The following is a 12,290-nucleotide window of genomic DNA, read 5'->3' on the forward strand; positions in this document are numbered from 1 at the left end:
CGGTGACCCGCAACCTCACCCCTTCGCAGTCGATATTCGGTGATGTCCATCTCGGTTACGTCGTCATCGAAACCCAGCGATTCGCCGACTGGCGCAGATTCGGACGCGATGCTGTCGGCTTACAGGTAGACGAAACACTGTCCGACACCATGCGGTTTCGGCTGGACGACCACAGTTGCCGATTCCTCCTGCAACGCGGCCCCGCCGAAGATGTCACGGCCCTCGGTTGGGAACTCGACGACCATGATGTCTTCGACGCCGTGGCAGCACGCGTCACCGCACATGGCGTTGCGTTGACCGAAGGTGGCGCCGAGGATGCCGCACTGCGCGGCGTCGAGAGGCTGGCCCGGTTTGCAGGCCCCAATGGACTCATACAGGAGATCTACACGCGCCCGCACGTCAGCCACACCGCGCCGGTGCTGCTGGCGAAAGAGGGATTCGTCACCGGCGAGAGTGGACTTGGGCATGTGGCGATAGTGAGCAAGCACCCACACCAGATGCACGGCTACTACCGGACGGTGTTCGACGCACGTCTGTCGGACTATATCGACGAGACCATCAGCGGACTCAAATTCAAGATCCGATTCCTGCGAGTGAACGAACGTCACCACAGCGTGGCCATCGCTTCGGTGAATCGGTTGCCCATCAAGCCTATTCGCACCCGAATCCAGCACGTGAACATCCAGGTGGCCGCCCTCGACGACATGGTGGCCGCCTATCAACGGATGGCAGAGAACGGATTCGGGGTGGCCCTGTCGATCGGTCAACACACCAACGACAAGGAACTGTCGTTCTATGCGGTCACACCGTCGGGATTCGAATGGGAAGTGGGATGGAACCCCATCGTGATCGACAACGAAGATGTCTGGGAGCCGACGACGCACCAAGGCATCAGTATCTGGGGACACACCGCCCACGGGCAGACGATCTTCGACAAGCTCGCACAGTTCAAGATCGGTGCGCAGTCGCTCGTACAACGAGAAGACACTGTCCCGGCCCTGTCCGAGGGAATCCCTGACTACTGACCGAACGCAGGGTGGGAAGCCACGATGGCCGCGAAGGCTGGGCACTGGCGGCGGGCGCTCGGTCGGTTGCGTGCATCCCCGGCCACCGACCACCTGGAGAAAGGACCGTGAGAATGGCAGTTACCGACGTTCCCGTGTTCGCGCATCTGACCGATACCGATGTCGAGAATCTGGGCATCGAACTTGATGCGATCCGTCAGGCCATCGAAGACTCCCGTGGCGGGCGCGATGCGCGCTATATCCGCCGTACCATCGCGGCGCAGCGTGCGCTCGACGTCGCCGGCCGCGTTATGCTCGCGGCGAGTTCCAAGCGTGCCGCATGGTGGGCGGGCACCGTAACCCTGGGCGTGGCCAAGATCATCGAGAACATGGAGATCGGCCACAACGTCATGCACGGCCAGTGGGATTGGATGAACGATCCGGAGATCCACTCCTCGTCGTGGGAGTGGGACATGGGCGGCGCGTCCAAGCATTGGCGCTTCACCCACAACTTCATGCACCACAAGTACACCAACATCCTGGGCATGGATGACGACGTCGGGTTCGGGTTGCTGCGCGTCACCCGCGACCAGCGCTGGAAGCCGTTCAATATCTTGAACCTGTTCTACAACACCATGCTGGCCACGTTGTTCGAGTGGGGTGTGGGGCTGCAGCACCTGGAGCTCGGCAAGATCTTCAAGGGCCGCGACGACCGCAACGCCACGCTCGTCCGCGTCCGTGAGTTCGGTATCAAGGCTGGGCATCAGCTGGTCAAGGACTATCTGGTGTGGCCCGCGCTGACGTCGTTGTCACCCGGTGCGACCTTCAAGTCGAGCTTGAAGGCCACTGCGGTGGCCAACGTCATCCGCAACGTGTGGGCCAACGCGGTGATCTTCTGCGGTCATTTCCCCGATGGGGCAGAGAAGTTCACGAAGACCGACATGGCCGGTGAGAGCCGCGGCCAGTGGTATCTGCGGCAGATGCTCGGCAGTGCGAACTTCGAGAACGGCCCGGTGCTGCGCTTCATGAGTGGCAACCTGTGCCACCAGATCGAGCACCACCTGTATCCGGACCTGCCGAGCAACCGGCTCTACGAGATCTCGATCCGGGTGCGGGCGGTGTGCGACAAGTACGACCTGCCTTACACCACGGGATCGTTTCTGGTGCAGTACGCCAAGACGTGGCGCACCATCGCCAAGCTGTCGCTGCCGGAGAAGTTCCTGAAGGGCACGGCCGACAATGCACCCGAGACTCGCAGCGAGCGGATGTTCGCCGAGCTCGAAGGTTACGGGGTGATCGATCCCGCGACCGGGCGTCGCCGTGGCCTGAAGACCGCGATCGACACCGTGCGCCGATCGAGCAGGAGACGCCTGAAGCGAGGATCGCACGGCGCCTGAACCGGACACCGAATATCGGTCCTTCACCAGTAAACGCGTTGCAGCACAGACTGTCCGGCGGCAGGAAGGCAAGATCTGGGAATTGGTGAGGCAGACGCTGTCGGCGCTGCCGATCCTGCGGCTCGCCCAACTCGCCCGCCGAACTCGATGGAAAGAAGGATGATGAACATCGTTCCGATCTCGGTCGACGTCGATGACATCGTGTTATCAGGAATCTACGTCAAACCGGAAAATCGGCCGCGTGCACTGATTGTTGCGCTGCACGGTGGCTCGGTCACGTCTCGAATCTACGATCAACGCATCCCAGGTGATTCTTCATACTTGGATCTGGCTGCACAACTGGGCTTCGCCGCAGTCGCGGTCGATCGGCCAGGATATGGAGCAAGTTCCGGAATCAACCCAGACAAAACCTGCTTCGACGAACAGATCGCCATCCTGCGAACCGCCATCGCGGACCTCTGGGCTCGGATCGGCGGCGAGAGCGCTGGGGTGGTCCTCACCGGAAACTCGATCGGCGGAATGCTGGCACTGTGCCTTGCCGCGGAGAACGGCAACTTCCCGCTGCTCGGAGTCAGCGCCCATAGCGCCGGCTACCACTGGATTCCCGGCTTCGCTACGGAACTCCAAGTCCGCATGGATCGCGAAGCGTCGACCCATATCGATCCGCGTGGTCGGAGCACCGTCGTCTTCGGCCCCGAATGGACGTGGCCGCCGCAGACTGCGCAATCGTTGCTCGAGACTTCTGCGCCAGCCCCTGTAGGGGAACTACACGACGCGCTTCAATGGCCGCAACGACTCGACCTGGTCGCCGGATCGATCTCGGTTCCCGTACGAGTCGCGATCGCGGAATACGACGACCGGTGGTCATCGACGCCGCCAGACCTGCAGGCATTGCAGAAACTCTTCACCACGGCAGCGCTGGTCGAGGTTCGCCGGCAACGTTTCGCAGGCCATCAGCTGAGCGCTAACTACGCCGCCCGCGCTTTCTACCTTCACGAGCTTGCCTTCGCCGAAGAATGCCGCCTTGCCGCTGTCGCCTCCGCATTTGGTCCGCTACCGCATCGGCCTGCCTCATAGGACACACCGCACAAACCTCTCAGCTGCACCGGAGATCCGTGCGCGCTCACACCAACCTCGCCATTGACAACTGACAGGACGTGCACTCATGTCGCGCATCGACACCCACCACCATGTGATCCCTCCGTTCTATCGGGCCGTACTCCACAAGGCAGGCGTGGTCGAGGCGGGTGGACGAGCGCTGCCTGAGTGGAGCGCGGATGCGTCGCTTGAGGCGATGGACGTGCTGGGCGTCAGCGCTGCGATCCTCTCGGTGTCGACTCCCGGTACCACCTTTCTGACCGACGGCGGCGATGCCGCTGCACTAGCACGTGACCTCAACGACTACACGGCCGATCTGGTGACGAAGTGGCCACGGAGGTTTGGGTTCCTTGCCACAGTTCCCTTGCCGCACAGAGCTGCCGCGGTCGCCGAATCGATACGGGCACTCGACGAGTTGCACGCCGATGGCGTGGTATTGCTGGCAAACAGCGCCGGCGTCTATCTGGGTGAAGAGGGTTACGACGAACTGTTCGCCGCACTCGACGAGCGCGAGGCCAAGGTGCTCATACATCCCGCCGACCTGCCCGGACCGACAATCCGGCACCTGCCGCCGTTCGCGGCCGACTTCCTGCTCGATACCACACGTGCGGCGTACTTACTTGTGCGCAACGGAATTCGCCAAACCTATCCGAATATCCGATTCATACTCAGTCACGGCGGGGGATTCGTGCCCTACGCGTCACATCGGATGTCGCTGCCGATCTCGGCCGACACCGGACGTAGCGTCGCGGACATCCTCGACGAATTCGCGACCTTCTACTTCGATACGGCGCTGTCCTCCAGCCCGGCGGCGCTGCCGACCCTGCTCGCTTTCGCCCACCCAGGCCACATCACCTTCGGGTCCGATTGGCCGTTCGCACCCCTGGCCGCGGCGAACTGGTTCTCGACAAACCTGGACGCCTATACCCACATCGATGCCGCCGGCCTCGCCGCCATCAACGAAAGCACGGCGTTGTCGCTGTTCCCGCGCTTCATTCGGCCGGTCGAATAATGGCTGGTGCCCACGTTCCTGTGTCCGCGCAGTCGCTCAAGCAGCCACTGTCACCGGCGGCATCTATCGTGGAGTGGGCCACCGCATCGACCACCACCGCTTAGGTACCGCATGGCATTTCGAGCAGATTGCATTTGCCCTACGATGCTGGCTGGAAGCGAGACGTTGACATCCAGTGAGCCGTGTAAGAACCCGAACGCCGTCCGGGGATCAAGAATTCTGACCGACAACCGCCGTCGACCAGTTCCGTGATCAGAGGAGTCGTTTTGGCCGGCCGGCAGGAACTTGTGGATGCCGACGTATCCCAGGACTGAACTCCACAGGGACAGAACGAAATCCACGTGTGATCGAATTGCCGTGAAAGTCCGGACGGGCACCGGTCGCCAGCCGGAAGTCGGACAGGCGTGACAGCACCCGCTCGACCCCGATCTGGAACTCCAGGCGCGCCAGGTTGGAGCCCAGACAACGGTGCACACCCGCACCGAAGCCAAGGTGACGGTTCTCCCGGCGATCGAGCACGCAGCGGTCCGCGTCGGGGAACACGCTGTCGTCGCGGTTCGCGGCAGCGAAGTTGACCACCACCGTGTCGCCGGCGTGGAAGGTGTGCCCGCTCAGTTCGACATCCTTGGCGACGGTCCGGTGCAGCCCGTGGATCGACCCCGCGTAGCGGATGAGTTCCTCCACCGCACGGGGGAGCAGGTCGGGGTCCGCGGCGAGACGGTCACGCTCACCCGGATGGGTGGCCAGGTGGTGGAAGGCGAAAGACATTGCGCTGGCGGTGGTCTCCAGCCCGGCCTGGACGAGCAGCATCGCATTGCCAACGGCATCCTCGATAGGCAGCCTCTCCCCGTCGATCTCGGCGGCCAGCAGGATATCGATCATGTCTCCGCGCGACGGTTGGCCGATGCGGGTCGTGACGGCGTCGTGGATGTACTGATACAGCCCACCCCAAGCCGCCATCCGGATGTCCTCGGTCGCCCCGTTGAGGGCGTCGTCGGTGAGTTGAAAACAGGCCCCGACATCGTCGGCGGGAATGCCCAGCAGGTACTTGAACAGCACGATTCCGGGCTGCCGCCAGGCGACCCGGGCCAGGTTCCCGGCTCCGGCACCGATGAAATCGTCGATGAGCAGATCGGTTTCGGTGGTGATCTGCGGCCGCAGCGCCTTCATCTGAGCCGGCGAGAAGTACGGGTTGAGCACTCTGCGGAGTTTCTGCTGCCGCGGCGGATCCATCATCACCACCAGGTCGCCGATGACGAAGTCGGCCGATCCCGGAGCCGGATTGTTGGAGAAATGTTCCCAGTCCTGGGCGATCCGGTAGCAGTCGTCGTAGTTCACCGCGATCCAGGCCCCGCCGGGAGTGTCGGCGAGAAACGGGGTGTCGGTGTGCGGGAAGGGACACCCCTGGCGCATCACGGTGTAGACGTCGTACAGCAGGTCGTTGTCATTGAAGTCCGGGTGCCGTAGATCCCAGTTCTGCGCATGGCTTTCCGGTGAGGTCGTCATCTAATGCCCCTGCTCCCGGGCCACCCGCTGATCGTGGATGCGGACAAGTTCGCGGAAGCCGATCCGGTGGTACTTCGGCACCGGCTGGATACCCCATTGATCCTGGGCGGTGTCCTTGCCTTCGGCGCCCTCGGGCGGCCCGAACGCCGGGTAGGGCACCTTGCATTCGAGGGTGTCATCGGAATAGCGCACCTTGAGCAGTTCGCTGCAGATCTGGGTGAGGCTCAAGGTGGGGTAGCCGTAGTAGATGGCCATGAACGGCAAGGTGAAGGCGCCTTCGAGCACGAGCGCCACCAAGCACACGAGCACCGCGCGCTTGATCCAGGTGTGCATGCGGGCGTAATAGGGCGTGGTGCCGGGCGGAAGATCGTCGGCCTTGTCGTCGGTGCTCGCTGGTGCGGTCACAGTTTCTCCTTTAGTCCGTGAAGATTTCGCGGTTCACCGTGTGCAGGTACGGGATCGCGAGGAAGGGGGTGATGTAGAAGATGTCGTAGAGCCACCAGCCGATGACGGGGAACACCACGCCGGCGAAGCGGACGTCGGCGAACATCGTCATGTTGAACACGTAGACGCACCAGATCACGACGCCCATCCAGCAGGTGATGACCATGTACTGGTGGCCCCAGCGCTTCATCTGCAGGAAGCCGATGGCGGCCGCGCAGCGCATCGCGAAGACGGTGATGATCATGCCGAAGACCATCGACTTCTCGCCGGGGCCGGCGGCACCGCCCACCCACAGTTCGTTGTAATGCCAGAAGTAGCCGGCGTCGAACATGTTGCCCCAGCCGATCATCAGGACCCGGTTGATCAGCGTGTGGTTGGCGACCAGGTCCAGTGCCCAGCCCAGACTGTTGAGCATGCCGTCGATCAGGGTCAGGTACCCGATCAGCGTGACGATCATCGGCCGCACGGAAAGGCCGGAGCGCAGGGCCTGGCGCTGCAGCCACGCCCCCTGCATGAAGATGGGGAAGCCGATCAAACCGGGAGCCCACATGCCCATCAGGGCGGCGCCGACGATCATCCATTTGTCGGCGCGCCGCTGCGCCGAACGGGATTCGTCGTGATGTTCCTCCAGGCCCACGGACGCCTGCGAGCGCGTCACAGGTCCCACCATCCGCGGGCGAAGGACATGTACAGCTGGATCCCGAACATCGCCAGCAGGTAGCCGTAGATGACGATCTGCAGGACGATGAGCGCCTTCTTGCGATTCTTCTCTTTCTGGTCAACCACGGGCGGTGATTCCTTTCTCGCGGGGGCTTTCGGTATCGGCACTGGACAGGCACGCCGAGGCGACCTCCAGCAGCCCTTCGGTGATGGCGCCGTCGCTGGACAGCGGTGCCAAGATGCAGGCCTGCGCGGCGTCCAGTTCTGTTGCACCGGCGGCGATCAGCTGCGCCGCGGTGACGAGCACGCGGGTGGACGGCGGCTCGAAGTGGAAGGCTTCGTCGGCGGTGCGGATCGCGGTGGCGCAGCGCACCAAGCGCTCGGCCGTCGGATGACCGACCTGGGTCTCGGCCACGATCACCTCGGCTTCGCGTCCCGGGGGCAGATACCGCATCGGGAGGGTGACGAACCGTTGCCGGAAGGAGGGTTTGAGTTCCTTCAGCGAGCTGCGATAGGCGGGGTTGTAGGAGCACACCAGCATGAAGGTGGCGGGAGCCTCCACCACTTCACCGGCTCGGTCCAGGTACAGCGCGCGACGGTGGTCGGTGAGCGAATGCAGGATGGCCAGGGAATCGTGTCTGGCCTCCACCACTTCGTCGAGATAGCAGATGGCGCCGGTCTTCACCGCTCTGGTCAGCGGGCCGTCGGTCCACACCACGTCACCGCCGGTCACCATGAACCGGCCCACCAGGTCCGAACTGGTGAGGTCGTCATGACAGCTGATGGTGACGACCTGCCGCCCCAACAGCGATCCCATGTGTTCGACCAGGCGCGTCTTACCGCAGCCCGTGGGGCCGGTGAGCATGACGGGCAGCCGCCGGTGGTAGGCCTGCTCGAACAGCTGAACCTCGTTGGCATTCGCGAAGTAGGTATCTGTATTCACGCGGCGACCAGCTCCCGGTGGACGTGGGCGAGGACACGGGGCAGTTCTTCGATCCGGCGGATGCGCTGGGACCGCTTGGGCCCGAAGACTTCCGGCAACGGGTCGACGCGTACCGGTCCGATGCCGATGTAGTACATCGCGACTCCGGCGTCGCGAGCCTCCTCGACCGCATGCGCCGAATCAGCCCAGGCGTAGCGCCCCTCATATCCCTCGTCGGAGATCAAGCCGTCACCGATGACGATGAGCTGTCTGCGCTCGGATGGCTGAGCGAGCAGACGGCTGGTCAGATGGCGCAGCGGCGCGCCGAGCCTGGTGTAGCCGCCGGTGGACAGGCCCAGCCCGCCGGGCGTGATGATGCGCCGGTCGCCGAAGTCCTTGAGACAGCTGACTTCGACGCGGTGCCGGGTGTTACCGGTGAACACGAAGATGCCGTGCCGTTCCCGCGCCGAGGCCATGGCCCGGGACAAGGCATCGGCGCAGGCCAACTCGAGGGTGAAGATATGGCCGCCGTGCACGCCCAGCGAGGAGCTGCCATCCAGCAGCAGGGCGGTGGTCACATCACGGCTGCTGGGCAGCAGCTCCCGGAAGAGACGCGGTTCGTCCGCCTCGCCGGCCGCGACGTCGATGTAGTGCTCGACGTACTGCTCGACATCGAGGTCGGATCCGTCCTCCAGCCGGTTGTGCATCGTGCGATGGGTGTTCTCCTCGAACCACTTCCGTACGTCGACGCCGACGGGGCGGGCACGCCTGTCGGTGCCCGGATGCGCTCGTTCGACCACGGCCACATGGTCGGTCATGAAGGATCCGGTCCAGGAGTTCCACTCCGGGTAGGGGATACCCGGGCGATGCTCGGGCGTGATGTCGAGGTCGTTGTCCTGTGGCCGGCTGGCCGGAGGCAGATTGGAGTTGCGGACACCGCCGTCACCGCCGACAGGGACCGAATACGGTCGAGGCAACCGTTTCTGGTCGCTGGTCCAGGGCATCCGCCCGAACGTCCGGCGCAGCTTGTCCGAGAGCCCTCGCGGCAGGGTGTACGCCCGCGGCAGGCTGCCCAGCAGGGGATCGATGACCAGGGGTTGCGCCGAACGCGCCAGTGCGATCGCGCGGTTGAGCATCTCCTCGGCGGCCGTCGCGGCCGGGGTGGGTTCGAGGGTGGGCAGCGCCCTGCGCAGGTCGGGGAGCAGGCCGGGCCAGAATTCGGCGACCCAGCCCAGCGCGACACCGGCTTCGACGAGGGTGAGCGCGGTGAGCTCACGAGTCGAGAGTTCACTGATCCGGTAAGCGAGCAATCGCTCCTTGGACGGCGAACACTGCAGTGCCACACCGCAGGTGAGTGTCCGCCGGGTCCAGGCCCGGCGCGGCGGGTAGGGCACGTAGAGGGTGTCGAGCTGACTGTTCAACCCGAATCCGCGATGGTGACCAGTGAGCAGGCGGGCGCCCGTGCGGCGCCCGTCGCTGAGTGCCACCGCGGTCACCGCGCAACTGCGTTCGGTCGCCATCGCTGTGTGGTCCGTGCCTGTCTCGGCCAGGTCGGATGTCATCGGGTCAGAACGTGCCGATGTTGGAGAACATCCAGTACCAGAACCAGATGATCAAACCTGTTCCGCCCCAGGCGGCGACGTAACGGAGTATCTCCCAGATCCAGTCCACGTCGGATTCCTTTCTTATCGGGCTTCGAGTCCGCGTAGTGCGGTGGTCACCAAACCGGTCAGCATGGCGCCGCGTGAGTCGGTGTTCGATGTGGTGGTGAGGACCCCGTAGATGCCCAGCAGGAAGAACGTCGCGCTGTAGAACGCGTCGACTTCGTGTGGTACCTTCCCGTCACCGCGGGCGCGCTCGATCTCCCGGACCAGCAGTACGATCAACGGGTGATCGGTCCATTCGTCGGCAGCGGGACGGGTCGGCGAAAAGTGCAGGGCAAGAAACTCTTTGAACAGCGACGGACCCAGCCGGCGTTCGAGCCCGGTAATCAGCGCCACGACGTGGTCCAGGGTGCCGGCAAGATCGTGCGCCCCGTCGAGGTAGCGGCCGAATTCGGTGGCCATGCGTGCTTCCTCGCGGGCCTCCAGTTCCAGCAGCACGTGCTCCTTGCTGGGGAAGTGGAAGAAGAACGTCCCGTGCGCCACGCCGGCCGCGGTCGCGATGGTGTCGATGTCGGCATGCGCCATCCCTGATGAGGTGAACTCGGCGATGGCGGCACCGAGTATCCGTTCGCGGGTCTGTCGTCGACGCTGCTCGCGCGTCGACTGCCTGGCCGGAGGTGTCATCGCCTGGCCTTCCTCAGTCGGAGAAGATCTCGCGGTTCACGGAGTGCAGATAGGGGATCGCGAGGAAAGGCGTGATGTAGAAGATGTCGTAGAGCCACCACCCCACGACCGGTAGCACCACCCCGGCGAAGCGCACGTCGGCATACATCGTCATGTTGAACACGTAGACGCACCAGATCAGGACGCCCATCCAGCAGGTGATGATCATCCACTGGTGTCCCCAGCGTTTCATCTGCAGGAAGCCGATTCCGGCGGCGATTCGCATGGTGAAGACGGTCAGGATCATGCCGACTTCCATGGCCTTCTCCCCGGGGCCGGCGGCGCCGCCGATCAGGAGTTCGTTGTAGTGCCAGAAGTAGCCGGCGTCGAACATGTTTCCCCAGCCGTTCAACAGGACTCGGGCCAGCAGGGTGTGGTTGGCGACGGTGTCCAGCGCCCAGCCGACGGTGTTGATCGCCGCGTCGATGATGACCAGGTAGCCGATCAGGGTGACCAGCATCGGGCGCACGGTCAGTCCGTCGCGGGCCGCCTTGCGGAGCAGCCATACACCCCGCAGGAACAGGGGGAGCCCGAAGAAGCCCAGTGCCGCCGTGCCGATCAGCAGGCTGCCGGAGATCAGCCACCTGTCGGCCTGGCGTTGCGCGAGCCGGGACGTCTCCAGGTGTTCGTCGAGCCGGCCGCCGGGGCCGTGCGGTGCCGGTCTGCGACCACGATCGCGCGTCGGCAGGTTCACAAACGCTGACTATAGTCAGTCAAATAGCGGAGTCAAGGGCTGATATCGACGGTCAAGAATCGCCATAGCTGCCTAATAGCGGCATGTTGAGCCGATGCCTATGGTTGACTTAAGTCAGGACTTCGGTGGGCCACGAAAGGGTGTCTCGATGCGCAGGGTGGTCCAGTTCTCCACGGGGAATGTCGGCAGGCACTCGCTGCGGGCGATCATCGGCCGACCCGATCTCGAGCTCGTCGGCGTCCATGCGGCAAGCGAGGACAAGATCGGCCGCGATGCCGCCGAACTGTGCGGCCTGAGCGAAGCGACCGGGGTCATCGCGACCGACGACATCGACGCGCTGATCGCGCTACAGCCCGACTGTGTCGTGTACACCGCACAGGGCGAGACCCGTCCCATGGAGGCGATCGGGCAGATGTGCCGATTCCTGTCCGCCGGGATCAACGTGGCCGCGACGTCGATGGTGTGGCTGGTGGCCCCACATCACGCCGAGGACTGGCTGCGCGTCCCGCTGGAAGCGGCGTGTAAGGCGGGTACGTCATCGTTGTACGTGAACGGGATGGACCCGGGTTACTCGGGCGACACCGAGGTGATCGCCGCGCTGAGTCTGGTGACCCGGGCCAGGTCTGTCACCGTTCAGGAGATCTTCGACTACGGCAACTACGATGACTACGAGTTCACCGGCCGGTCAATGGGTTTCGGCATGTCGCCCGAGGAGGGTGAGCCCATGCTGTTCCTGCCCGGGGTGATCACCAGCATGTGGGGTGGGCCGGTACGCAATCTCGCCGCCCAGCTCGGGGTCGAACTCGACGAGATCCGCCAACGCGTCGAACCGTGGTACGCCGACACCCGGATCGAGTGCACGATGTGCACCGTCGAGCCGGGGCAGATGGCCGCGGCTCGGTTCGCGGTGGAGGGAGTGCGCGACGGTGGGCCGATCATCACGATGGAGCACATCAACCGGTTGACCAGCGCCGCGGCACCCGAATGGGATCACCCGCCGGACGGACACACCGGCGTGCACCGGGTGGTCGTCGAGGGTGAACCGCGGGTGGAGCTCAACACCCACGTGGCGCACCCCGTGCTGGACTCGACCGACGCCGGATGCATCTCGACCGCGGCGCGGGTGGTCAACGCCATCGACTGGATCTGCCGGGCGCCCAGCGGGTTGATCGCGGTGGAGGACATCCCGCTCAGTGCAACGGTCCGCGGCCTCATGTGGTGACACG

At 64.2% G+C, this 12,290-nt stretch carries 13 protein-coding genes; 5 read left to right on the plus strand and 8 right to left on the minus strand.

From position 1 onward, the window contains the following. Window positions 1-2 precede the first annotated feature (2 nt). From QN239_RS11340 to QN239_RS11355, 4 genes are all read left to right on the plus strand, one after another. Window positions 3-1,025, plus strand: coding sequence for a VOC family protein (locus QN239_RS11340; RefSeq protein WP_499010350.1), 1,023 nt, complete (start codon window positions 3-5; stop codon window positions 1,023-1,025). A gap of 113 nt (window positions 1,026-1,138) precedes the next feature. Further along, window positions 1,139-2,401: a fatty acid desaturase family protein gene (locus QN239_RS11345; protein ID WP_499010351.1), complete on the plus strand. Its 1,263-nt coding sequence runs from the start codon at window positions 1,139-1,141 to the stop codon at window positions 2,399-2,401. A gap of 159 nt (window positions 2,402-2,560) precedes the next feature. Further along, a complete protein-coding gene (locus QN239_RS11350; RefSeq protein ID WP_499010352.1) occupies window positions 2,561-3,478 on the plus strand; it encodes an alpha/beta hydrolase in 918 nt (305 codons plus the stop codon). Between the two features lie 88 nt (window positions 3,479-3,566). Next, the gene (locus QN239_RS11355; protein ID WP_499010354.1) at window positions 3,567-4,511 is read left to right on the plus strand and encodes an amidohydrolase family protein; all 945 of its coding nucleotides are present in this window, start codon (window positions 3,567-3,569) and stop codon (window positions 4,509-4,511) included. Window positions 4,512-4,763: 252 nt separating this feature from the next. Here the strand turns inward: QN239_RS11355 and QN239_RS11360 are convergent, their stop codons facing one another. The 8 genes from QN239_RS11360 to QN239_RS11395 form a co-directional block, all read right to left on the minus strand. Then, window positions 4,764-6,017: a cytochrome P450 gene (locus QN239_RS11360; protein ID WP_499010355.1), complete on the minus strand. Its 1,254-nt coding sequence runs from the start codon at window positions 6,015-6,017 to the stop codon at window positions 4,764-4,766. Then, window positions 6,018-6,422 carry a hypothetical protein gene (locus QN239_RS11365; RefSeq protein ID WP_090353067.1) on the minus strand — a complete coding sequence of 135 codons (405 nt, stop codon included), beginning with the start codon at window positions 6,420-6,422 and terminating at the stop codon, window positions 6,018-6,020. A gap of 10 nt (window positions 6,423-6,432) precedes the next feature. Continuing rightward, window positions 6,433-7,131, minus strand: a complete 699-nt coding sequence (locus QN239_RS11370) for a hypothetical protein (protein ID WP_499010357.1) — start codon at window positions 7,129-7,131, stop codon at window positions 6,433-6,435. Then, window positions 7,116-7,247 (minus strand): hypothetical protein, encoded by a 132-nt coding sequence (locus QN239_RS11375; protein WP_263988211.1) that lies wholly within the window; start codon window positions 7,245-7,247, stop codon window positions 7,116-7,118. Before QN239_RS11375 ends, QN239_RS11370 begins: the two co-directional genes overlap by 16 nt. Next, window positions 7,240-8,064, minus strand: coding sequence for a CbbQ/NirQ/NorQ/GpvN family protein (locus QN239_RS11380; protein ID WP_499010359.1), 825 nt, complete (start codon window positions 8,062-8,064; stop codon window positions 7,240-7,242). Before QN239_RS11380 ends, QN239_RS11375 begins: the two co-directional genes overlap by 8 nt. Continuing rightward, complete coding sequence (locus QN239_RS11385) at window positions 8,061-9,605, minus strand: nitric oxide reductase activation protein NorD (RefSeq protein ID WP_499010361.1); 1,545 nt, start codon at window positions 9,603-9,605, stop codon at window positions 8,061-8,063. The genes QN239_RS11380 and QN239_RS11385 overlap by 4 nt, the downstream gene beginning before the upstream one ends. Before the next feature lie 123 nt (window positions 9,606-9,728). Further along, entirely contained in the window at window positions 9,729-10,331 is a 603-nt protein-coding gene (locus QN239_RS11390) for a TetR/AcrR family transcriptional regulator (protein ID WP_499010363.1), read from the minus strand. Between the two features lie 13 nt (window positions 10,332-10,344). Beyond that, window positions 10,345-11,064, minus strand: coding sequence for a hypothetical protein (locus QN239_RS11395; RefSeq protein ID WP_499010364.1), 720 nt, complete (start codon window positions 11,062-11,064; stop codon window positions 10,345-10,347). 148 nt (window positions 11,065-11,212) lie between these two features. Here QN239_RS11395 and QN239_RS11400 point away from each other — a divergent pair, with 148 nt between their 5' ends. Next, window positions 11,213-12,286: an NAD(P)H-dependent amine dehydrogenase family protein gene (locus tag QN239_RS11400; RefSeq protein ID WP_499010365.1), complete on the plus strand. Its 1,074-nt coding sequence runs from the start codon at window positions 11,213-11,215 to the stop codon at window positions 12,284-12,286. The last annotated feature ends 4 nt before the right edge of the window (window positions 12,287-12,290 follow it).

Source organism: Mycolicibacterium sp. Y3, from assembly GCF_051188035.1.
Lineage (GTDB): Bacteria > Actinomycetota > Actinomycetes > Mycobacteriales > Mycobacteriaceae > Mycobacterium > Mycobacterium fluoranthenivorans.

Bases quoted from the DNA above. Each gene is read 5' to 3' on its own strand.
- QN239_RS11360 (WP_499010355.1), bottom strand. From the start codon at position 6,017: ATGACGACCTCACCGGAAAGCCATGCGCAGAACTGGGATCTACGGCAC.
- QN239_RS11350 (WP_499010352.1), top strand. From the start codon at position 2,561: ATGATGAACATCGTTCCGATCTCGGTCGACGTCGATGACATCGTGTTA.
- QN239_RS11355 (WP_499010354.1), top strand. From the start codon at position 3,567: ATGTCGCGCATCGACACCCACCACCATGTGATCCCTCCGTTCTATCGG.
- QN239_RS11390 (WP_499010363.1), bottom strand. From the start codon at position 10,331: ATGACACCTCCGGCCAGGCAGTCGACGCGCGAGCAGCGTCGACGACAG.
- QN239_RS11345 (WP_499010351.1), top strand. From the start codon at position 1,139: ATGGCAGTTACCGACGTTCCCGTGTTCGCGCATCTGACCGATACCGAT.
- QN239_RS11400 (WP_499010365.1), top strand. From the start codon at position 11,213: ATGCGCAGGGTGGTCCAGTTCTCCACGGGGAATGTCGGCAGGCACTCG.
- QN239_RS11385 (WP_499010361.1), bottom strand. From the start codon at position 9,605: ATGACATCCGACCTGGCCGAGACAGGCACGGACCACACAGCGATGGCG.
- QN239_RS11370 (WP_499010357.1), bottom strand. From the start codon at position 7,131: ATGGTGGGACCTGTGACGCGCTCGCAGGCGTCCGTGGGCCTGGAGGAA.